Origin of the sequence: Streptomonospora salina, from assembly GCF_014204715.1 — a bacterium.
Taxonomy (GTDB): domain Bacteria; phylum Actinomycetota; class Actinomycetes; order Streptosporangiales; family Streptosporangiaceae; genus Streptomonospora; species Streptomonospora salina.
Genome location: NZ_JACHLY010000001.1, coordinates 2987054 through 3008011, shown reverse-complemented (window position 1 = coordinate 3008011; position 20958 = coordinate 2987054). Strand labels below are relative to the sequence as shown.

Genomic DNA, 20958 nt, shown 5'->3' with positions numbered 1-20958 from the left:
GCTCACCGCTTCGCCTTCGCGCCGTCGGGGTTCGCGCTGTCGAGGGCGGACACGGGGGCTTCGTCGACACCCAGCCGCTTGGCGGTGCTCAACAGCTCGCGCAACTGCTCGGTGTTGGGGCCGCCGGAGTCGATCAACCGCATCAGCACCGCCGAGATCGTCAGGTTCTTGATGCCGTCGGTGCCGACCTCGCCCAGCGCACGGGAGAGGTCCCGGGCGAAGTCCTGGGAGCCCTCCAGCCACGATCCGCCCAGGTTCCGGGCGACGTCGGAGTTGTCGACGAACCCGTCGACGGCCTTGCCCATGCCGATGGAGTTGACCATGCGGTCGAAGAACATGCCGTCGCCGCCGACGATGTTGATGTCGGCCTTGTCCAGGCCGCTGGCCAGTACCGAGGCCTGGGCTTCGGCGACCTGGCGGTGCACGTCGATGCCCGCCATGCGGACGTCCTTCTCGGTCTCCAGGCGAAGGCGGTACTCCTCGTGCTCGCGGCCGACCTCGTCGAGGGCGGCCATGGCGCCGGCCTTGTCGTTGAGGCCTTCGGCCTCGGCCCGGAGCTTCTCGCGCGCGCCCTCGGCCTGGGCCTTGGCCTTCTCGCGTTCCACGGAGGCTTCGGCGCGGCCGACCTTCTCGACGGCCTCGGCGTCCTGTTCGCGCACCTGGACGGCGGCCAGGCCCTCGGCGGCGGACTCGGCCTGGAGCCCTTCGGCGTGGCGGATCTTGGCGCGGGTGTCGAGCTCGGAGGCCTGCTGGCGGGACTCGGCCAGGGTCAGCTCCTCGTTGGCCCGGTGCTTGGCGGACTGCTCGGCGGCTTCCGCGGCCTTGATGTCCTTGACCAGGTTCTCCTGCGCCTCGGCCTCGGCCTGGATCACCGTGGCCTGGCGCTGGCGCTCGGCCTCCTCGACCGCGCGCAGCTTCTTGATGTTCTCCTCCTGCTCGGCGACGGTCTTGTCGACGGCGACGCGCTCGCGCACCACGTCGGCGACCTCGCGCTTCTCGCCCTCGACCTCCTTGTCCTTGGCGATCCTGGCCAGCTCGGTCTCGCGGTCGCGGCCGACGACCTCCAGCATCCGGTCCTTCTCGATCCGCTCTCCCTCGATGGAGATGACGCGTTCGCGGTTCTTCTCGGCGACGGCGATCTCGCGCTGCTGGTTCTGGTTCTGCACGCCGAGCTGCTCGTCGGTGCGGATCCGGGCCGTCTGGGCCTTGAGCCGCTCCTCGGCCTGGACGCGCTCGGTCTCGGCCTCCTCGCGGGCCTGCAGGGTCGCGATCTCGCGCGCGGCCTTGGACTCGGCCTCCTCGCGGCGGCGGCGCAGCTCCTCGCGGGCCTCCATGGACTCGGTGGTCTGGCGGTCCTTCTCCTTGGCCTCGTCCTGCTCCAGCAGGTGGGTGCGCTCGTTCTTGGGCTTGGTCTGCTCGGTGATCTTGAGGATGCCCTGGGCGTCCAGGATGTTGTCGGTGTCCAGCCGGCCCTTGGGCGTCTGCTCCAGATAGTCGATCGCGGCGTCGTCGAGGACGTAGCCGTTCAGGTCCTGGCCGATGACCTCCATGATCCGGTCGCGGAACTCCGCGCGGCGGGTGTAGAGGTCCTCGAACTCGAAGTGCTTGCCGACGGTCTTGAGCGCCTCGGAGAACTTGGCGCTGAAGAGGTCCTGCAGCTTGTCCTGGCTGCTGGCGTTGTCCACGCCGATCAGCTTGGCCACGCGCAGCACGTCGTCGGTGGTGGGGTTGACCCGGACGAAGAACTTGATGCTGATGTCGGCGCGGATGTTGTCCTTGCAGATCAACCCGTCGGTGCCGTTGCGCTCCAGCTCCATGGTCTTGACCGATATGTCCATGACCTCGGCGCGGTGCAGCACGGGCAGGACCACGGCGCCGGTGAAGGTGACGTCGACCTTGCGGACCTTGGAGACGATCAGCGCTTTGCCTTGTTCGACCTTGCGGAACAGGCGGGAGATCGTCAGTACCAGACCGACGACGACCAGCAGCGCGACGGCCAGCAGCACGCCTGCCCCGGTGGTGATGGTGCTCGAATCCATCAGGAAGTGTTCTCTTTCATCCTGGAAGCCTCGGACGCGGGCGCCGCGGAGCGCCGTCGCCTCGGCGGGCGGGCCGGCGGCGACGGGCGCGCGGGCGCGGTGCGAGGGCGGAGGGACGGGGGGAATCGGGGGAACGATTACAGGGGATCGGGGCACCGCGCACTCGGACCCTCCCTACTGCGGCGCAGCCCCGGGTGTAGGACGCCGACGGGCCCGGACGGGTTCCCGGCAGCCGCCGCCCTGTCCGGAACCGGCCGGACACCGCCGGCGGCCGGGGCGGATCCGCCCCGGTCAGCCGATCAGCGGACGGACCTCCTCGGCGGCGAACCGCACGAACCCCTCGGGGTCCGGCTCGTCGGAGGTGGGCTGGAGGACGACGGTATGGGCTCCGGCCTCGGCACGGCGCCGCACGGCGGCGGCGACGGCGTCCGCGTCGCCGGACACCGCGACGTCGGGCACCGAAGCGATCGCCTCCGTGTCGAGTTCGGCGGCGAGCCGCTCGTCGGCACCCGGACCGGTCGCGGCGACGATGTAGGACACCACCCGGTGGTCGCCGGTGCGCCCCGCCTGCGCGCGGCCCTCGTCGATCAGCCGCCGGGCCCGCCGAACGTCGTCGGGCCCCGCTGCGCAGTCGAGCACGGTTCCGTCCGCGCCGCTGCCCGACAAGCGGACCGTGCGCGGGCCGCGCGCACCGGCGAGGAGCCGGGGCGGGACGGCGGGCGGCCAGTCGAGGGCGACGCCGTCGAGGCGGACGTAACGGCCCTCGGTGGTGACGCGTTCGCCGTGCAGCAGCGCCCGCAGCGCCGCAAGGTGCTCCTCCAGCAGTGTCATGGGCGAATCCGCCCGTTCGCCGACCTGGTCCATCCAGCCCTGGATTCCGTGGCCGACGGCGAGCGTGACACGGTCCGGGAACAGGCGGTACAGGGTGGCCGCCTCCATGGCGGTCAGAGCGACGTTGCGCAGCGGTACGGGAAGCAGGCCGACTCCGACCCGCAGCCGCTCGGTCCAGGCGAGAGCCGCCGACGCCGTGGCGATACCGCTTTCCATGAAGCAGTCCTCCCACAGCCACAGTTCCTCCAGGCCCGCGTCCTCGGCCGCGCGGACCACAGGGCGGAGGCGTTCGGGGGGAAGTTGGGGCCGGAACACGGCACCGAGTGTCGTCATGCTCCGTTCCTACCGCGCCCGGATCCGGGCGGGCAACGGCGTTGCCGCGCTTGTGGACGGAGCGCTCCCCGGCGGAGCACCCGCCACGCCTCAGTCCGGCGAACCGGGGTCGAGCGCGGAGTCGAACGGGGTGACGCGGTAGACGCCGGCGTCGGCGTCGTAGTCGAAGATCAGCGCCGTGCTTCCCGACGTCAGCCGCTCGTCGCCGATGGTGCGGACCTCGATCAGCGACGACGAGCCCTCGCCGGCGGAGATCTCGGCTTGGCCGAAGTCCCGGTCGACCCGGCCGGTGCGCACCACGCAGGTCCGGCCGACGAAGTCGGCCCCGCGGCTCTGGCGCTCGGGTGGCAGGAACGCGCGTACGCCCATCGCGATCGCGCTGGTGACGCCCCAGGCGATGACCACGGCCGCGACCAGGACCACCAGACCCAACGCGATCATCAGCGGCGACGTGTCGGACAGCGAATCGATCAGCACGGTTCCCACCAGGCTCACGAACCAGGCCACCGCGATCATCAGCGACAGCACCACGGTCACCGGGACGCCGCCGAGGCCGACCGCCCCGAGCGCACCGCCGAGCCCGCCGGCGGAGCCGGAGTCGAGTTCGGCGTCGAAGTCGAGGATGTCGGTGTCGACGGCGCCCAGGACGACGAACAGCCAGTAGCCGACGACCACCAGCAGCAGGAAGCTGAACAGGACCGTGGGAAAAGCGAGGGAGGCTTCGAGCAGACCGTTCATGGGCTGTGTCTCGTGTTTCCCTGTCGGCTACGCACCACGACCGCCGCACCGCGGTTCCGGCACGCGCGCCACGACGCTACCGAACCGGGGGCGGGGAGGTGCAGACCGCAGATGCGGATTGTCCGGAAGCGGCCAGATCCGGCGCCGCCGGCCCGCCCTCGGCGGGTCTCAGGCGCCGGCGGACGCCGCCCGGGGCCGCTTCCAGAGCATGGCCAGCAGTGCGCCGCCCGCGAGCGCGGTGGTGACCGTCAGCGGAACGAACGCCGCCTGGAATCCGGCGTCGGCTTCCAGGACCAGCCCCGCGGCCACCGTCACCACGACGGTGGTCAGGAATCCGCTCATGTTCACCAGCCCCGACGCCACACCGGTGCGCTCGGCGGGCAGCCCGTCGCGGGCGAAGTCGAACGACAGCGCCGGGGCGGCCACCGCACCGGCGGCGCTGACCACCAGGACCGTCACCACCACTGGGGACGGCGGCAGGCCGCCGGGCCAGCCCACCACCGCGAACCAGCCCAGGACGAACAAGCCGACCAGGGCCGTGGCCAGCGGGCGCCGCATGCCGGGGCGGCGGCCGATGAGTCCGCCGATGAGCGGGGACAGCCACAGCACGGACAGGCCGACGCCGGAGAGCAGTGTCCCGGCCAGGGCCGGGGCGAAGCCCATCCCCTCGACGAGGAAGGGGTATCCCCACAGCACGCCGAGCATCGTATAGGGCGGCATGATCGCGGCGTGGTGGGTCAGGCCCAGCCGGGTTCCGCGGGTGCGCAGCGCCTCGCGGACGCTTTCCCACGCGCGCACGGGGGAACGGGCCGGTGCGGATCCGCGGCCCGAAGGGCGGTCGCGCACCACCAGCACCACGAGCAGCGCCATCACCACGGTCAAGCCGGAGAAGAAGAGGTAAGCGCCGGTCCAGCCCATGCCGCGCAGCGCGAACGCCAACGGGGCGACGCTGGCCGCCTGGCCGATCCCGCCGGCGACCCCGGTGAGCCCGCTGACGAGGGCGTACTGGGAACGGGGGAACCACAGGGCGGCGAGGCGGATGACGTTGAGGAAGGTTACGGCGTCGCCGACACCGATCAGCACCCGGCCGGCGACGGCCGCCTCGATGGAGGGCGCGACCGCGAAGAGCGCCACGCCCAGCGCCATCAGCACCGACCCCGCCGTCAGCGACACGCGCGGGCCGACCCTGTCGGCGAGCAGTCCGGTGGGCACCTGCAGCACGACGTAGACCAGCAGCTGCAGCATCGGAAGCAGGGAGAGCAGCGCCGGTCCGGCGTCGAAGCGCTCCTGGGCCTGCAACGCCGCCGCACCGAGGCCGTTGCGGTGGAACATCGCCAGGAAGTAGACGCCGACGCCGATCCCCCACACCAGCCAGGCGCGGGCGCCGCCGGCGGGTTCCGCGGGGATGGCGGGGGGCGGAGACGCGGCGTCCGCGGACGCCGTGGACACCCGGTCACCGGATGAATCGGTGCGTGCGTGCGCCTGCGTGGTTCGGACCGGCTCTTGCGGGGCGCGGGCGGCGCCGGTCCCGTCGGCCGCGGACGGCGGGCCGCTCACGTCCGGGCCCCGAGCAGCTCCGCGGCCCCGTCCATGTGGATCCGCACGGCGCGGTCGACGGCCGGGGCGTCCCCCGCTTCGATCGCCGCGAGGATGGCGGCGTGCTCGTCGATGTTCCTGCACATCCGCGCCACGGTGCGGACCCCCTCTTCCATCATGCGCAACTGCCGGTCGCGCAACGAGTCGTACGTACCGGCGAGGATGTCGTTGCCGCTCGCGGCGACGATCTCCCGATGGAAACCGCGGTCGGCCACGACGAACGCCTGGCGGTCCCCGTCGACCTCCGCGCGCATCCGGTCGAGCAGCTCGCCCAGCCGGCGGACGAGCGCTCCGCGCGTATCGGCGTCGGCGCCGGCGGCTTTGCGCGCGGTGTGGCCCTCGACCATCCGCCGGGTCTCGATCACGTCGTCGATCTCGCCTTGCGACACCGGGACGACCAGGGCCCCGCGCTTGGGATAGAGCCGTACCAGCCCTTCGGCCTGCAGCCGCAGCAGCGCCTCGCGCACGGGGGTTCGGGACACGCCGACACCGGCCGCGATATCGCCCTCGCTGATGAGGTCGCCTCCGGCGTAACGCCGGTCGAGGATCGCGTCTTTGGCGTAGCTGTAGGCGCGGTCGGTCGCCGAGGTCGTTGTATGCATCTTGTATCTATGCTAACCGCGCCCGCGGGTGCGTGCACAGAGGCAGCGGAAACGGACGGGGTGGCCCGTACCACGTCCGCCCCGAAGCAGTCGGCGAAACCCCGAAGAGACGGTCGTTCCGTCCGGAGCCGCGCCTCACGCCGCAGAAGGCGATGCGGCACCCCCACCGAGCGAGCGCGCGACCCGATTACCACGCTCCGCAACCCGTCGACCACCGAAAGCCGATCACAACCTCCGGACAACGGCCGTTCCGAATACCGACGAGAAGTTTTGTACGGTTCAACAGGTTTCGGGGCGCACACACCGGGAGCGACACCCCGGCGATTACCGGGAACCCCCGCACGACCGGGGATGACGCACCCCGAACCGCCCGGCCGACCCCGGTGACGGACCCGACATCCCCCAGGCGCCGAAGCGCGCCCGATTCACCCCCAGAGCACCTCGAAACCCCTCCTGAACAGGAAAAACTCCCTGTACACCCGCCAGTCACCCGAGTTCCATCTGTGTCATGGGTCACATTTTCGAGGGTCGACCCCTAGGGGGCGATTGCTGCTACTATCCGGAACGCAAAGAATAACCAGGAGGTAACGACAGGGTTCGCTGCCTACCAACTTTGCAGGATCGTGGGTCTTTCGACTGACCGACCCATGCTCTGACCGCGGTAGCGCGCCGGCTCGCCCGGAGGCGGCGCCCCTCGGCGGAAACCGAACTGATCAGGAGACGTCGAAGTGAGTCACTGGCGGTTGAACAACCCGCGGGCGAACCGTGTGAAGGCTGCACTGGCCAACCGCGTGAAACACAGACCTCGGCACGCGTTCTGCGCCGAACGAGCCGTCACCGCACTGTGGGACGAACTCGTCGCGGTCGCGGCCCGGCCGATGTATCAGGCCGGAACGTCCGAACTCGCAGTCATCTCGGTCATGCGCGGCATCAACGTCTGGTGCCGCGACGGAAAGTTCTTCTGGAACGACCTCGTCGGCAGCACCGTCACGCACCCGGCCAGCGACCCCGCCGGAGCGGCACAGCTGCTGAGCGCACTCACGTTCCCCCTCTCCAGCCCCTTCCAACGCGGCAGGCACCACGCCCCGTCCCTCACAGCCGCGTGAAGAGACCCCGGTGTTGCAGAACCACCGCCCGGGCCCCCGGTTCCCTCCCCGGCCGCCCTGTTCGGCCTCTGTCGGTTCTGACGCCGCACACACCCGTTCGGTTCCGCACGTCTCGCGGAAAACGCACAGCACCCCGGTAGCGCCTCCGCGGCCGCACGTATGCCGGGAGACGCTCAAGACGGCGCCGGCGACGCCCCGGTCCGCGATCGGCGTGCTGCGTCGGGCGGATCCGCTACTCGCCCGGGAGGCCCTGACATGACGAGCAAATTCACCGAGCTCGCGATCGACTGCGCCGATCCCGCCGGTCTCGCCCGGTTCTGGTGCGCGGTCCTCGGCTACGAGGTGCAGGCCCAGGAAGAAGGGGGCGTCGCGATCGGCTCCCCTGCGGTGCCCGAAGGCAAGGACCGCCCGGGCCCGGTGCCGCCGACGCTGACGTTCCTGCCCGTGCCCGAAGGGAAGGCCGCCAAGAACCGGGTCCACATCGACGTCAACCCGACCGACGGGGAACGGGACGACGAGGTCCGCCGCCTGCTCGATCTGGGCGCACGGCGCGTCGACGTCGGCCAAGGCGATACGGACTGGGTCGTACTCGCCGACCCGGAGGGCAACGAGTTCTGCGTCCTCGGAAGCCGCCACCCCTGAACGCGGGGCAGCCGCGCCGGAGCCGCCGCCGGATGATCCGATCGGGTCCATGATGAAGAAGACGTGGATGTTCGTGGTCAGCCTGCTCGGGATGTCCGTGTCGGCTGCCGTGCTGATATCGCTCATCCCACCGCTGTTCCACTCGGGCGAGCAGGGCAGCGTCTGGGCCGTCGGGATGCTCGCGTGCCTCACCGTGGTCTGCGCAGCGGGGGCGCGGTTCCTGCGGCCGTCGACGCCCACCTCCCACGGCGGCTAGTCCGGGCTGATCCCGCGAAGGCGTGACCGGCGCTCACGGGGATCTCGTGGCGCTGCCACGGCCATCGCTTCTGCGCGGCGGTCACGCCCCGGCACCGCCTCGGGCTCCGACCGCCCCCGCTGACCCGAGGCGGCCGTACCGGGGCGGGAATCAGGGCGGTCTTACGGCTCGCCGGTGAACGCCCGGACGTAGGGGCGTACGCGGGCGGTCCGGTCGCGGCGGGATCTGCCGCGCTCGGCGGTCAGGGGCGGTAGGCGCCACTGCTCCGACAGCGGGTTCCCGCAGAAGCCGCAGACCGTCCCGGTGTTGGGGCGCGTGCAGAGCCGGCACGCCCACCGCTGCGCGCTCACGGCGCACCTCCTTCTTCCCGGTCGCGGGGAAAGCCGAGGGGGTAGATGCACGGATCCCACGACTGGAAGCGGATCCGGTTGAACAGTCGGAGCTGGAAGTCCGCCGCCGGAAGGGCGAGCCGCACCCCGCGGCGGCGGTCGTAGACCGCGCGGTGGATGAAGACGTCGACGCACCTCCCGTCCGGAGCCGGTCGCCACTCCATGAGTACGGCCCCGGCTTCGGCGCCGATGCGGTAGACGGCTCCCGACTCGGGGACGTCGCGCCACGAGCGCGGGCTTTCGACCAGCCCCTTCGCGGCCCTCACAGCGCCACCGGGCCCGGCTCGAAGCGGACCCACCGGACGGGTGCGGCGTGCAGACCGCGTGACGGGCGCACCAGTCGGGCGACGAGCGCCACCGGGCCGAGCAGCCCTACTAGGATCGACATGTCGTCAGCTCCACTTCAGCTGGGGACCATGCCCCCGGACACCGCCCGTGTCGCGGGGGTCTTTCGCGTTCAAGGATCCCCTGCGCAATGCGAACCTTCTATGATCGCTACACAATCGGGTCTTTTTAGAGAATCCGTAGACAGCCTGAAGACAGGTAGAGCACGATGGACGCATGGTTGAGCACGTACATGAAGAATGGTTGCCTTGGGCCACTGCTCTCAAGCAGAACCGGGAACTAGCTGGTATGACGCAGACTCAGCTCGCACGGGCAGCCAACATGAGCCGACAAGTCGTCAGCAAATATGAGATGGCCACAAGAGCACCGAAATCCGACATTGCCAGCAAATTTGACGGGCACTTGTCTACAGGCGGCGCTCTGTGGCAGCTCTGGCAAGACATGAGCCATGCCGCTGAGATTCCCGAAGAGTGGCGCGACTTCATCAAGCTGGAACGGGCCGCCAAAGAGATCTGGGAGTACCAGCCGCTCCTCATCCCGGGCCTCCTCCAATGCGAGACCTACATCCGCTGGGTCATGCGCCGGGAATGCGACAACCACGGCGCTCCGGAGCAAAGCATCAAAGTCAGGGCAGACCGGATCCGAAACCTCAGGCCGGGCGCTATCCTGCGGGTGATCATGGATGAGGGAGTTCTACGCCGTGTCGCCGGAGACGAACACGTCATGCGAGAGCAGTTGGAGCATGTGCTGTGGCTCGCCGAGTCCAGCTCTGTAGTGCCTCTGGTGCTGCCTACGCAGGCCCCGTGGCGTCCTGCCATCGCCGGAGCCTTCCGGATCATGACGCTGGAAGGCGGTAGGCAGGTCGTGCACGCCGATCACGCGCGGGGGCAAGCCGTCATACAGAAGCCCAACGAGGTCACTGAAATGGTGGGCGTCTTCGGGGAGCTGTGTTCAGAATCCCTCTCTCAATCGGAATCGATCCGGCTGATCGAACGCATAAGGAAAGAGACTCATGGATAAGTGGCACAAGAGCAGCTACAGCGGGGCCAAGGACCCCAACTGCGTCGAGGTCGCCGAGGGGAACGAGACCCTCGTCCGCGATACGCAGCACCGCGACCAGGGCCACCTCGGCTTCCCCGCCGACGAATGGCACGCCTTCGTCACCGCGCTGCGGGCCGACGGCCTCCGCTGACCCCGGCCGGAGGAGAGACTCATGGATAAGTGGCACAAGAGCAGCTACAGCGGGGCTAAAGACGCCGACTGCGTCGAGGTCGCCGAGGGGAACGAGACCCTCGTCCGCGATACGCAGCACCGCGACCAGGGCCACCTCGGCTTCCCCGCCGACGAATGGCACGCCTTCGTCACCGCGCTGCGGGCCGACGGCCTCCGCTGACCCCGGCCCGCGAGGGCGGAGGCACCGGACGCGGCGGCCTGCTGCTGGAGGAGGTTGCGCTACTGCGGGGGCGGGCCGGGCGGGTCGCCCGGGTAGGGGCGCTGCGGCGGCTGGGGCGGGCCGGATTCATCGGACGTGCCGGACTTCACAGCCAGCACGATCACCAGAGCCACCACCGCGACGACAGCCAGCAGGACCACGACGCCGATGACGAGGATCATCGGGGAGAGGGCGAACATCCTCTAATCCTATGATTCAGCACGCAGGCTGCGCATAGCGGGGGCGGGACCGCCCGGCATCGGGCTGGGGGCGTGCTGTTCTCCCGCCGAGCGCGAGGTTATTACCGGCACAGTGCTGGAAAACGGTCAAGATCCCGCACTCGTTTTCGGCGGACCCGACACAACGGGCGCACCCGCCCGGTGTCCGGGCACGGCCCGGCCGCCCGGCACACGTAGCGGGGCGGGACCGCAGCCCCGCCCCGCTACAGGCGTCAGCCCCAGATCAGCGCCGTGGTCTTGGGGTCCTCCAGCATGGCGCCGATGTCGCGCAGGACCTTCGAGCCCAGTTCGCCGTCGACCAGCCGGTGGTCGAAGGACAGCGACAGCGTCGTCACCTTGCGCACCGCCAGCTCGCCCTCATGCACCCAGGGCATGTCGCGGATCTGGCCGAACGCCAGGATCGCGGCCTCCCCCGGGTTGATGATGGGCGTTCCGGCGTCCACGCCGAACACCCCCACGTTGGTGACGGTGATCGTGCCGCCGGTGAGGTCGGCCGGGGTCGCGTCGCCCGCTCGGGCGGTCTCGGTGAGCGCCTGCAACTCCCGTGCCAGCTCCGGCAGCGGCTTGGTGTGGGCCTCCTTGATGTTGGGCACCACCAGTCCCCGGTCGGTGGCCGCCGCGACGCCCAGGTTCACGTAGTGCTTGCGCACGATCTCCTGGCGCTCGTCGTCCCAGGAGGAGTTCACCTCGGGGTGGCGGCGCACGGCGGTGAGCAGGGCGCGCGCCACCAGCAGCAGCGGCGACACCTTGGTGTCGGCGAACTCCCGCCGGTCGCGCAGCTCGTCGACGGTCGCGATCGCCTCGGTGACGTCCACCTGCAGGAACTCGGTGACGTGCGGCGCGGTGAACGCGCTGCGCACCATGGCCTGGGCGGTGTGCTTGCGTACGCCCTTGACCGGGATGCGCTCCTCACGCGCCCCGGCATCAGCCGCGGGCGCGGGCACGGACTCCTGCTCGGGCCGCTCCGGCTGCCCGGGCTGTGCCGCCGGCGCGGGCTGTGCGGCGGGGGCGGCGGGTGCTGCCGCCTCGCCGGCGCCGCGGCGGACGTCGTCGCGGGTGACGAGGCCTCCCGGTCCGGTCGGGGCGACCGACGCCAGGTCGACACCCAGATCCTTGGCGAGCTTGCGCACCGGCGGCTTGGCCAGTGCACGCGCCCGAGTGCCGTTGCCCGCCGCCGGGTCGGACACGCTCCCGGCGCCCTGACCCGACGGGGCCGCCGGTGCGGAGGGTACGGCCGGTGCGGCCGGTGCGGCCTCCCCATCGGAGCCACCGGACGCGCCGCCGGGTGCGGCGGGCGCCGCAGCGGCAGTACCGGCCTGTGCACCCGTGCGCCTGCGGCGCGGGCGGCGGGTGGTCGAGGACGCGCGCTCGCCGTAGCCGACCAGCGGCTTCTCCCGCTCCTCGGTCTCCTCCGCGCCGGCCCCGGTGCCGCCGGGGTCCGCGCCGCCGGTGTCGATCGTGATGATGGGCGCGCCCACGTCGACGGTGGATCCGGCCTCGGCCAGCAGCTCGCGCACGGTGCCCGCGTACGGGCTGGGCAGCTCGACGGCCGCCTTGGCGGTCTCGACCTCGCAGATCATCTGGTTGACCTGCACCTCGTCGCCGGGCTGCACATACCACTGCAGCAGCTCGGCGTCGACGAGCCCTTCGCCCACGTCCGGCAGCCGGAACTCCTGTACGCCGCCTTGTTCGGTGTTCACCTGGTTCACCTTGTCTCTCCCGCCCCCTTCTAGTACGCGAACGCGCGGTCGACGCCGTCGAGGATCCGGTCCAGATCGGGCAGGTAGTGCTCCTCCAGGCGGGACTGCGGGTAGGGGGTGTCGAAGGCGCCGACGCGGATGACCGGCGACTCCAGGTGGTAGAAGCAGGACTCGGTGACGCGCGCCGCGACCTCGCCGCCGATGCCGCCGGTGACGGGGGCTTCGTGCGCGACGACCAGCCGTCCGGTGCGCCGCACCGACTCCTCGACGGTGGCGTAGTCGACCGGCGCGAGGGAGCGCAGGTCGACGACTTCGATGGAGCGCTCGGTGTCGGCCTCGGCGGCCTGCAGCGCGGTCTTGACCATGGGCCCGTAGGCCAGCAGCGTCACGTCGCTGCCGGGACGCGCGACGCGGGCCGATCCCATCGCCGCGGCGGCCTCCGATGCGCCGGTGTCGACCTCGGCCTTGTCGTAGTAGCGCCGCTTGGGCTCGAAGAACACCACCGGGTCGGGTGACGTGACGGCCTGCTGGATCATCCAGTAGGCGTCGACCGCGTTGGCCGGGGTCACCACCCGCAGCCCCGCCGTGTGGGCGAAATAGGCCTCCGGCGACTCGCTGTGGTGCTCGACGGCGCCGATGCCGCCGCCGTAGGGGATGCGCAGCACGACCGGGACGTTCAGCGCCCCCGCGGAGCGGCGGCGCATCTTCGCGAGCTGGGCGAAGGTCTGGTTGGTGGCCGGGAAGAAGAAGCCGTCGAACTGGATTTCGCAGACCGGCCGGTAGCCGCGCAGGGCCAGGCCGATGGCGGTGCCGACGATGCCCGATTCGGCCAGGGGGGTGTCGATGACGCGGTCGGCGCCGAAGTCCTTGTACAGCTGGTCGGTCACGCGGAACACCCCGCCGAGGCGGCCGACGTCCTCGCCCATGACCAGCACCTGGGGGTCGGACTCCATCGCGCGGCGCAAGCCGGCGTTGATCGCCTTCCCGATCGTGAGGTCGACGCTCATGGTCACCGCCCTCCTTCGGCGCCGGCGTCGTCGAACGACGCCAGATAGTCGGCGAACTCGGCCCGCTGCAGGTCGATCTGGGTGTTGGGCTCGGCGTAGACCTCGTGGAAGATGTCCAGCGGGTCGGGGTCGGGCAGTGACCGGCACTCCGCGCGCAGCCGCTCGCCGAGGCGGTCGGCTTCGTCCTCGACCTCGGTGAAGAAGTCGTCGCCGGCGATGCCGGCGGTCTGCATGTGGGTGCGCAGCCGCAGGATGGGGTCCTTGGCCTTCCACTCCTCCAGCTCGGCCGACGCCCGGTAGCGGGTGGGGTCGTCGTTGGTGGTGTGGGCGCCCATGCGGTAGGTGAACGCTTCGATGAGCATGGGGCCCTGCCCTTCGCGGGCCTGCTGCAGCGCCTTGCGGGTGACCGCCAGGGACGCCAGGACGTCGTTGCCGTCGATGCGCACGCCGGGGAAGCCGAATCCGGCGGCGCGGCGGTACAGCGGGACGCGCGTCTGGCGGTCCGGTGGTTCGGAGATGGCCCACTGGTTGTTCTGGCAGAAGAACACGACGGGGGCGTTGTTGACGGCGGCGAACGTGAACGCCTCGCTGGTGTCGCCCTGGCTGCTGGCGCCGTCGCCGAAGTAGGCGATGACCGCCGAACCGTCCTCACCGGTGGCGCCGTCGCGCTGGACGCCCATGGCGTAGCCCGTGGCGTGCAGGGTCTGGCTGCCGATGACGATGGTGTAGAGGTGCAGGCCGTACTCGGCGGGGTCCCAGCCGCCGTTGGTCACGCCGCGGAACAGGCCCAGCAGTTCCTTGGGCGCTACGCCGCGCGCCCAGGCGACGCCGTGCTCGCGGTAGGAGGGGAAAGCCGTGTCCTGCGGGCGCAATGCGCGCGCGGAACCGATCTGGGCGGCCTCCTGCCCCAGCAGCGAGGCCCACAGGCCCAGTTCGCCCTGGCGCTGCAGCGCGACGGCTTCGGTGTCGACGCGGCGGACCAGGACGAGGTCGCGGTAGAGGCCGCGGATCTCTTCGGCGCTGATGTCCAGCGGGTAGTCGGGGTCGTCGTGCAGCTCTCCGTCCGGAGCCAAGAGCTGGACGAGCTCGGGTTCTCCATGCGCGGTGTTGTCCGACACCTGTCGCTCCTCGGGTACTCGGGGCCGGTTTCGCGGGGTGCCACTACGTCGGCCGGATCTCTGCCGCTCACCCGGGGTAACGGGTATAAGCGGACAGCCCTACCGACATCGTGACAGAACTCACCGCTGAAGGCGCAAGGGCCCAGCGCCGACTTTCGTCCGCGGCCCCATCATGACCGAGACACCGGAAAGTGCAACTAGCAGGGCTTCCTACCAATTGCAAGGCCGTCCGAAGAAGAATTCGGACGGCCGAGAACCACAGCGGGCCACCCGTGGCATACCGGGTGACCGCACAGCGGGAAGCGGTTACACAGAGCTACACCGGGGGGCCTCTCCGGGAAGGGGGCGGCCCCGCCGGCGCATCCGGACGGCGGGCGGTTTCGCGCCCGGGGGCATGCCGCGATCGAGCGGCCGCCCTGCGCGTTCGGGGCGCGGCCTCGCCGGGTGCGCGCGAGGTCAGGCCGCGGCGCTGACGCCGCGGTCCTTGCGGTAGTCGGCCAGGTGCCCGCGCAGCTGGCGGCGCGCGCGGTGCAGCCGCGACATCACGGTGCCGAGCGGCGTGCCCATGCGGGCCGCCACCTCCTTGTAGGTGAAACCCTCGACGTCGATGAGGTAGACGACCAGGCGGAAGTCCTCGGGCAGCGCGGCCAGCGCGTGCCGGATGGCGGAGTCGGGCAAGCGGTCCAGTACCTCGGCCTCGGCCGAGCGCGGTCCCGTGGAGGAGTGCGCCTCGGCTGCGGCGAGCTGCCAGTCCTTGATCTCGTCGGTGGAGTCCTGGCGGGGCTCGCGCTGCTTCTTGCGGTAGCCGTTGATGAAGGTGTTGGTCAGGATGCGGTAGAGCCACGCGCGCAGGTTGGTGCCCGCCCGGTACTGGTGGAAGTTGGCGAACGCCTTCGCGAACGTCTCCTGCACCAGATCCTCCGCGTCAGCGGAGTTGCGGGTCATGCGCAGCGCCGTGGGGTAGAGCTGATCGGCGTACGGGGTGACGGCGGTGGCGAAGTCGAGCTCTTCGGCGGGCTCGGCGGATTCGCTCACTCGCTCCAGGTCAATGGTCGTCAAATCTCCCCCTTGGGACGACCGGCCGTGCTACTGGTCGGGTAGACGCACGCAAAGGCCTTCTATGATGCCTCCGGCCCGGGTGATGCTTGTCACCGAATCCCCGGGGCGGAGTCCGCTCCCTTCCGAAATCCGGTGGACAGGTCCGCGGAACGCCTTCATGCGAGCGGATGCGCACGGTCTCCGTGGCGTAGCGACGGCCGACGGTGCGGGGACGGATTCGGGCTGCGATGCGTCTCCCTGAGAGCGGGCGGTGACGGCGTTGCGAAGGGGCAGGGACGCGGCGCGCCCCCTGTGCAGGCCCTTCGCGGGCGGTTCGAGGGTGACGGTGAACCACATGCACCTCCGTCCAGGATAGACGCCGACGCAACGGCCCGCACGGTGCCTGCTCGGAACCGCCCCGGTGCCGTACGCTTTCTGCTGCCTCCGCCCCGCTACCCGCGGACGCGGACGCGACTCCCCCCGCACCGAACCCGCCGCCCGATCGATCAGTGGAGGACCCCGTGGCCCGCGTCGTGGTTGACGTCATGCTCAAGCCGGAGATTCTGGATCCCCAGGGCCAGGCCATCGCCGGCGCCTGCGAACGCCTCGGGTTCTCCGGAATCCGCGGAATCCGCCAAGGAAAGCGCTTCGAGGTGGAGGTCGAGGGCGAGGCCGACGAGGCCAAGCTGGAGGAGGTCCGGCGAATGGCCGAGACGCTGCTCGCCAATCCGGTCATCGAGGATTTCTCGCTGCACGTGGATTAGGACGCGTCGAGACGGCACGCCGACAGTGACCCGAATTCGTCGCGGACCGGCACCCGGGTTGGGTAGCGCTGCGGAACCGCCATATCACCTGCCGCATCCGGCCAACTCCCGCCCATGTCCGTTTCGCAGAGCGCACCCCGGGAAAGTTTCACCGTGTGCCTACCGGTCGTGAGGGCTTGCGATGGATGTGAAATTCTCGATTGCGCTCCCCCGACAGGCGTACACCGTGGCCGTGGTGCGGGACTTCCTCAACGAAGCGCTGCGCAGCACCCGCGTCTGCGCCGACTGCCGCTTCCCGATCCTGCTCGCCGCCTCCGAGGCCTGCGCGAACGCCGTCGACCACGGATCCCCGTCCACCGGGTACCGGGTCACGGCCCGGGTGCGAACCGAATCCTGCGAGGTCGACGTCGCCCATAGGGGCATCGGGTTCGACCCGGACCGGGTGCCCCTGCCCGACATCGAATCCGAGTCGGGCAGGGGCCTTCTTCTGATGCGCCAGATCATGGACGAGGTCGCGGTCCTCGCCGACCCCGACGGCAGCACCCGGCTGCACATGGCCAAGCGCGTCATCCGCTGCCGGCCGGGTCCGCCCGAGCACGGCGAGTGGAGTCGTATGGAGCCGGTCCTGCGCTGACCCCGGTACCGGGGCCGGCAGGTAACCTCGGGATCCGGAAGCGTCGGAAGCGGTCCGGCCGCACACGGCGCCCGGCTCCCATCCGACCCGTACCCGGAGAGTGCCCATGACAGCCCGTGTGGGCGTCGTCACCTTCCCCGGCTCCCTCGACGACAGGGACGCCCAACGCGCCGTCCGCATCGCCGGCGCCCGTCCCGTGCCGCTCTGGCACGACGACCCCGACCTGCAGGGCGTCGACGCCGTCGTGCTGCCCGGAGGCTTCTCCTATGGCGACTACCTGCGCTGCGGCGCCATCGCCCGCTTCGCCCCGGTCATGAACGAGCTGGTGCCCGCAGCCCGCTCGGGCGCGCTTCCGGTCCTGGGCATCTGCAACGGTTTCCAGATCCTGTGCGAAAGCCGCCTGCTGCCCGGCGCACTCACCCGCAACAGCTCGCTGCGGTTCATCAACCGCCCTCAGAGGGTGCGGATCGAGTCCACCGACACGGCCTGGACCAACCGCTACACCGAAGGCGAGGAAGTCCGCATCGTCCTCAAGAGCGGCGAGGGCAATTTCGTCGCCGACGACGCCACGCTGGACGAGCTGGAGCGCTCGGGCCGCGTGGTCGCCCGCTACACGGGGGAGGCGCCCAACGGCGCACACCGCGGCATCGCCGGCGTATGCAACGGGCCCGGCAACGTGGTGGGCCTGATGCCCCACCCCGAACACGCCGTGGAGGAACTGACCGGCCCCTCGACCGACGGGCTCGACTTCTTCACCTCCCTCCTCGCGCATTTGGAATCCAGCACCGCGGCGCCTGCCGCGACCGGCTGACGACCGCCCACGCGACGTCCGGGAGACGGTATGCGCTTGATGGACCAGCTGCGGTCGCGAGTGACCATGGTGGTACTCGCTGCCGTGGTCACCGTGGCACTGGTCTCCACCGGGGCGGTGGGCCTGTTCCGGGCGCTCAACAGGCCCGACCCCGGCCCCGCCCCGGCGGCGGGGCAGACCGGACCGCCGGGAAGCGTCTCCTCGCCGGCGGCGGCGCCCCCGCTCGACCGGCTCGGCGACGCCCCCGACGGCACCTCCTACTCCGACTTCGGCCAACAGTGCCCCGACGTGGAGTGCGTGCGGGTCGTCGGCGTCTCCGTCGAGGACGGCAGCGCGGAGCAGGGCTCCGACGAGGCCACCGAGCAGGCGATCGAAACCGTCTTCAACCACCTGCTCGACGAAGGCTGGGGACGGGTGCTGCCGGACAACGAGGCCGACCCCGACGACGTCCCGCTCGGCGAGAGCTACCTCACCGACGGGCAGGTGCTGATCACGGCCACCCCGGTCGACGCGCCCGAAGCCAGCGCCGGCCTGATGCTGATGAACGCCCAGGAGCCCGGTTCCTGACCCCTGCGGCCGGAGCCCGTGTCCGCACCCGAACCGCAACCGCCCCGCCGAGCACGCCCTGAACGGAAAACACCGCATGCCCGAACAGCCCCGGCCGGACACCGTCGCCGCCGCGCAGCACACCCCCGATACCGACCAGCCCTACGCCGAGCTGGGTGTGGCCGACGACGAGTACGCGCGCATCCGCACCATCCTGGGCCGCCGCCCCACCGCCGCCGAACTGGCGATCTACTCGGTGATGTGGAGCGAGCACTGCTCCTACAAGAGCTCCAAGGTCCACCTGCGCCAGTTCGGGGAGAAGGCGCCGCACAGCGACGCGCTGCTGGTCGGGATGGGCGAGAACGCGGGCGTGGTCGACGTCGGTGACGGCCGCGCCGTCACCTTCAAGATCGAGTCGCACAACCACCCCTCCTTCGTCGAGCCGCACCAGGGCGCGGCCACAGGCGTGGGCGGCATCGTCCGCGACATCCTGACGATGGGCGCACGGCCCGTAGCGGTGATGGACGCGCTGCGGTTCGGCCCGCTGGAGGCCCCCGACACCCGCCGCGTGCTGCCCGGGGTGGTCTCGGGCATCTCCTTCTACGGCAACTGCCTGGGACTGCCCAACATCGGCGGCGAGCTGGGGTTCGACGCCGGATACGCCAGAAACCCGCTGGTCAACGCCCTGTGCGTGGGCGTGCTCGACCACGACGACATCCAGCTCGCCCAGGCGCCGGGCCCGGGCAACAAGGTGGTGCTGTTCGGCGCCACCACCGGTCCCGACGGCATCGGCGGCGCGTCGGTGCTGGCCAGCGCCAACTTCGACGACGAGAGCCACACCAAGCGGCCCAGCGTGCAGGTGGGCGACCCGTTCTTGGAGAAGCTCCTGGTGGAATGCAGCTTGGAGCTGTTCCGCGACGGGCTGGTGGTGGGCGTGCAGGACCTCGGCGCGGCCGGGGTCTCCTGCGCCACCACCGAGCTCGCCGCCGGCGGCACCGGCGGCATGCGCATCGAGCTCGACCGGGTGCCGCTGCGCGACTCCACGCTCACTCCGGAGGAGATCCTGATGAGCGAGTCGCAGGAACGGATGATGGCCGTCGTCGAACCGGGCAGCCTCGACGCGTTCATGGACACCTGCGGCACGTGGGGCGTGCAGGCCAGTGTCATCGGCGAGGTCACCGACGTCACGCCCGAGGAGGCCGCACGCGGCGGGCGCCTGGTGATGACCTGGAACGGCGAGACGGTGGTGGACCTGCCGCCGCGTACCGCCTCCGACGAGGGCCCGGTCTACGAGCGCCCGTACGCGCGCCCCGCCGAGCAGGACGCGCTGCAGGCCGATACCCCCGACGCCTTGGAGCGGCCCCGCGGGGACGAGGAGCTGCGCGCGCAGCTGCTCGACGTGCTCGCGGCCCCCGGCGTGTGCGACCCCTCGTGGGTCACCGAGCAGTACGACAGCTACGTCCGCGGCGACACCGTGCTCTCGGCGCCGCACGACTCCGGCATGATCCGGCTGGGCGCGGACGGAGGCCGCGGCATCGCGCTGGCCACCGACGGCAACGGCCGCTATGCGCGCCTGGACCCCTACACCGGCACCCAGGCCGGATTCGCCGAGGCCTACCGCAGCGTCGCCGCCTCCGGGGCCCGGCCGCTGGCGGTCACCAACTGCCTGAACTTCGGCTCGCCGGAGGACCCCGGTGTGATGTGGCAGTTCGCCGAATCCACCCGGGGCCTCGCCGACGCCTGCCAGAAGCTGGGCACCCCGGTCACCGGCGGCAACGTCAGCTTCTACAACCAGACCGGCGACACCGCGATCAATCCCACCCCGGTCATCGGGGTGCTGGGCGTGATCGACGACGTCCACTCGCGGCCGACCAGCGCGTTCCCGCGGCACGGCGAGGGCTCGCGCATCATGCTGCTGGGCCGCACTGCCGAGGAGGTGGGCGGTTCGGTCTGGGCCGAGGTCGTCCACGGCCACCTCGGCGGGCTGCCGCCCCAGGTCGACTTGGGCGCCGAGGCGGCTCTGGCCCGCCTGCTGGCCGCGGCCGTCGACGAGCAGCTGCTGACGGCCGCCCACGACCTCTCCGACGGCGGCCTGGCCGTCGCACTGGCGGAATCGGCGCTGCGCGGCGGGGTGGGCTGCTCGGTGCACCTGGGCGAGGACCCGTTCACCGCGCTGTTCAGCGAGTCGGGCGCCCGCGCGATCGTGGTCGTGGATTCCGAGGACGAGGGCGCTTTCGCCCGGTTGTGCCGCACACACCACGTGCCCGCGGCCGAGATCGGGATCGTGGGCGGCACGTCGGTGACCGTCACCCACGCGGAAGGCGGGTTCAGCGTCGACCTGGAGACCGTGCGCACCGCCCACGGATCGACGCTGCCGGAGGCCCTGAAGGACGCGTAAACGCTGAAGGGGCCGGTGCCCTGGAAGGCGGTGCCGGTGCCGGGCCCCGGGGACCGCCCGGGCCCCCGCTCCACCGGTCGCCGGCCTCGGGCCGCGGGGCCGTGGATGCGCTCTACGAGGCCCGCCCCGGGGCGGTTACCGGCCGCGGCGCTCGTCCTCCGGCAGTTCGGCGTCGTCGTCGATGGCCGCAGGGTCGGTGGCCGCTTCCCCTTCGTCGGTGACGGTGGGCTCCGGCTCCTGCTCTTCCTGGACGCGGGTGGGCTTGTCGCCCTTCAGCACGCCCTGCATCTCGCGCTCGATCTCGTCGTCGAGCTTCGGGCCGTGCTTGTCGCTGCCTTGTGCCATCGCGCGCCTCCATGCCGGTCGTCGGCGCAGTCGTTGCTGCTTACACGCC

The 20958-nt window shown here is 71.0% G+C and carries 25 protein-coding genes; 11 read left to right on the top strand and 14 right to left on the bottom strand.

The genetic code is table 11. The features are described from left to right. Positions 1 to 2: 2 nt before the first annotated feature. The 5 genes from HNR25_RS13790 to HNR25_RS13770 form a co-directional block, all read right to left on the bottom strand. Positions 3 to 2039, bottom strand: a complete 2037-nt coding sequence (locus HNR25_RS13790) for an SPFH domain-containing protein (RefSeq protein ID WP_184635672.1) — start codon at positions 2037 to 2039, stop codon at positions 3 to 5. A gap of 291 nt (positions 2040 to 2330) precedes the next feature. Continuing rightward, positions 2331 to 3203, bottom strand: coding sequence for an LLM class flavin-dependent oxidoreductase (locus HNR25_RS13785; RefSeq protein ID WP_184635670.1), 873 nt, complete (start codon positions 3201 to 3203; stop codon positions 2331 to 2333). Positions 3204 to 3293: 90 nt separating this feature from the next. Then, entirely contained in the window at positions 3294 to 3941 is a 648-nt protein-coding gene (locus HNR25_RS13780) for an OB-fold-containig protein (protein WP_184635668.1), read from the bottom strand. A gap of 168 nt (positions 3942 to 4109) precedes the next feature. Next, positions 4110 to 5390, bottom strand: coding sequence for an MFS transporter (locus tag HNR25_RS13775; RefSeq protein ID WP_312862536.1), 1281 nt, complete (start codon positions 5388 to 5390; stop codon positions 4110 to 4112). Positions 5391 to 5494: 104 nt separating this feature from the next. Beyond that, complete coding sequence (locus tag HNR25_RS13770) at positions 5495 to 6139, bottom strand: GntR family transcriptional regulator (RefSeq protein ID WP_184635666.1); 645 nt, start codon at positions 6137 to 6139, stop codon at positions 5495 to 5497. Positions 6140 to 6867: 728 nt separating this feature from the next. Here HNR25_RS13770 and HNR25_RS13765 point away from each other — a divergent pair. The 3 genes from HNR25_RS13765 (at position 6868) to HNR25_RS13755 (ending at position 8143) form a co-directional block, all read left to right on the top strand. Continuing rightward, positions 6868 to 7245 carry a hypothetical protein gene (locus HNR25_RS13765; RefSeq protein ID WP_312862535.1) on the top strand — a complete coding sequence of 126 codons (378 nt, stop codon included), beginning with the start codon at positions 6868 to 6870 and terminating at the stop codon, positions 7243 to 7245. A 255-nt stretch (positions 7246 to 7500) separates the two neighbouring features. Beyond that, a complete protein-coding gene (locus tag HNR25_RS13760; RefSeq protein WP_184635664.1) occupies positions 7501 to 7887 on the top strand; it encodes a VOC family protein in 387 nt (128 codons plus the stop codon). Between the two features lie 49 nt (positions 7888 to 7936). Then, positions 7937 to 8143, top strand: coding sequence for a hypothetical protein (locus HNR25_RS13755; RefSeq protein ID WP_246463663.1), 207 nt, complete (start codon positions 7937 to 7939; stop codon positions 8141 to 8143). A gap of 161 nt (positions 8144 to 8304) precedes the next feature. Here the strand turns inward: HNR25_RS13755 and HNR25_RS13750 are convergent, their stop codons facing one another. Genes HNR25_RS13750 through HNR25_RS26530 form a run of 3 tightly spaced genes read right to left on the bottom strand, consistent with a single transcriptional unit; the run spans position 8305 to position 8920 of the window. Next, the gene (locus tag HNR25_RS13750) at positions 8305 to 8493 is read right to left on the bottom strand and encodes a hypothetical protein (protein WP_184635662.1); all 189 of its coding nucleotides are present in this window, start codon (positions 8491 to 8493) and stop codon (positions 8305 to 8307) included. Continuing rightward, the gene (locus HNR25_RS13745) at positions 8490 to 8798 is read right to left on the bottom strand and encodes a hypothetical protein (RefSeq protein WP_184635660.1); all 309 of its coding nucleotides are present in this window, start codon (positions 8796 to 8798) and stop codon (positions 8490 to 8492) included. Before HNR25_RS13745 ends, HNR25_RS13750 begins: the two co-directional genes overlap by 4 nt. Next, positions 8795 to 8920 carry a hypothetical protein gene (locus HNR25_RS26530; protein ID WP_281387534.1) on the bottom strand — a complete coding sequence of 42 codons (126 nt, stop codon included), beginning with the start codon at positions 8918 to 8920 and terminating at the stop codon, positions 8795 to 8797. The genes HNR25_RS13745 and HNR25_RS26530 overlap by 4 nt, the downstream gene beginning before the upstream one ends. A 173-nt stretch (positions 8921 to 9093) precedes the next feature. Between HNR25_RS26530 and HNR25_RS13740 the strand changes: the two genes are divergently transcribed. From HNR25_RS13740 to HNR25_RS13730, 3 genes are read left to right on the top strand one after another with little or no spacing between them, the layout of a single operon-like run. Then, positions 9094 to 9897 (top strand): helix-turn-helix domain-containing protein, encoded by an 804-nt coding sequence (locus tag HNR25_RS13740; RefSeq protein ID WP_184635658.1) that lies wholly within the window; start codon positions 9094 to 9096, stop codon positions 9895 to 9897. Next, positions 9890 to 10069 (top strand): DUF397 domain-containing protein, encoded by a 180-nt coding sequence (locus HNR25_RS13735; protein ID WP_184635656.1) that lies wholly within the window; start codon positions 9890 to 9892, stop codon positions 10067 to 10069. The genes HNR25_RS13740 and HNR25_RS13735 overlap by 8 nt, the downstream gene beginning before the upstream one ends. Before the next feature lie 21 nt (positions 10070 to 10090). Further along, positions 10091 to 10270: a DUF397 domain-containing protein gene (locus tag HNR25_RS13730; protein ID WP_184635654.1), complete on the top strand. Its 180-nt coding sequence runs from the start codon at positions 10091 to 10093 to the stop codon at positions 10268 to 10270. A 59-nt stretch (positions 10271 to 10329) separates the two neighbouring features. Here the strand turns inward: HNR25_RS13730 and HNR25_RS13725 are convergent, their stop codons facing one another. The 5 genes from HNR25_RS13725 to HNR25_RS13705 form a co-directional block, all read right to left on the bottom strand. Continuing rightward, on the bottom strand, positions 10330 to 10509 hold the full coding sequence (locus HNR25_RS13725) for a hypothetical protein (RefSeq protein ID WP_184635652.1): 180 nt from the start codon (positions 10507 to 10509) through the stop codon (positions 10330 to 10332). Positions 10510 to 10760: 251 nt separating this feature from the next. Beyond that, on the bottom strand, positions 10761 to 12248 hold the full coding sequence (locus HNR25_RS13720) for a dihydrolipoamide acetyltransferase family protein (protein WP_184635650.1): 1488 nt from the start codon (positions 12246 to 12248) through the stop codon (positions 10761 to 10763). 29 nt (positions 12249 to 12277) lie between these two features. Further along, positions 12278 to 13255 carry an alpha-ketoacid dehydrogenase subunit beta gene (locus tag HNR25_RS13715; protein WP_184635648.1) on the bottom strand — a complete coding sequence of 326 codons (978 nt, stop codon included), beginning with the start codon at positions 13253 to 13255 and terminating at the stop codon, positions 12278 to 12280. Positions 13256 to 13257: 2 nt separating this feature from the next. After that, entirely contained in the window at positions 13258 to 14373 is a 1116-nt protein-coding gene (gene pdhA / locus HNR25_RS13710) for a pyruvate dehydrogenase (acetyl-transferring) E1 component subunit alpha (protein WP_184635646.1), read from the bottom strand. A gap of 456 nt (positions 14374 to 14829) precedes the next feature. Then, positions 14830 to 15432, bottom strand: a complete 603-nt coding sequence (locus HNR25_RS13705; protein WP_184635644.1) for a sigma-70 family RNA polymerase sigma factor — start codon at positions 15430 to 15432, stop codon at positions 14830 to 14832. Positions 15433 to 15932: 500 nt separating this feature from the next. On the opposite strand from HNR25_RS13705, the gene purS reads away from it, so the two are divergent. The 5 genes from purS (at position 15933) to purL (ending at position 20564) form a co-directional block, all read left to right on the top strand. Continuing rightward, positions 15933 to 16175 (top strand): phosphoribosylformylglycinamidine synthase subunit PurS, encoded by a 243-nt coding sequence (gene purS / locus HNR25_RS13700; protein WP_184635642.1) that lies wholly within the window; start codon positions 15933 to 15935, stop codon positions 16173 to 16175. 181 nt (positions 16176 to 16356) lie between these two features. Then, positions 16357 to 16809, top strand: coding sequence for an ATP-binding protein (locus tag HNR25_RS13695; protein ID WP_184635640.1), 453 nt, complete (start codon positions 16357 to 16359; stop codon positions 16807 to 16809). 106 nt (positions 16810 to 16915) lie between these two features. Continuing rightward, entirely contained in the window at positions 16916 to 17620 is a 705-nt protein-coding gene (gene purQ / locus HNR25_RS13690; RefSeq protein WP_184635638.1) for a phosphoribosylformylglycinamidine synthase subunit PurQ, read from the top strand. Between the two features lie 30 nt (positions 17621 to 17650). Continuing rightward, positions 17651 to 18187 (top strand): hypothetical protein, encoded by a 537-nt coding sequence (locus tag HNR25_RS13685; RefSeq protein WP_246463660.1) that lies wholly within the window; start codon positions 17651 to 17653, stop codon positions 18185 to 18187. A 76-nt stretch (positions 18188 to 18263) separates the two neighbouring features. Then, positions 18264 to 20564, top strand: coding sequence for a phosphoribosylformylglycinamidine synthase subunit PurL (gene purL, locus HNR25_RS13680; protein WP_184635636.1), 2301 nt, complete (start codon positions 18264 to 18266; stop codon positions 20562 to 20564). A 135-nt stretch (positions 20565 to 20699) separates the two neighbouring features. Here the strand turns inward: purL and HNR25_RS13675 are convergent, their stop codons facing one another. Further along, positions 20700 to 20909 carry a hypothetical protein gene (locus HNR25_RS13675; protein ID WP_184635633.1) on the bottom strand — a complete coding sequence of 70 codons (210 nt, stop codon included), beginning with the start codon at positions 20907 to 20909 and terminating at the stop codon, positions 20700 to 20702. Between the last annotated feature and the right edge of the window lie 49 nt (positions 20910 to 20958).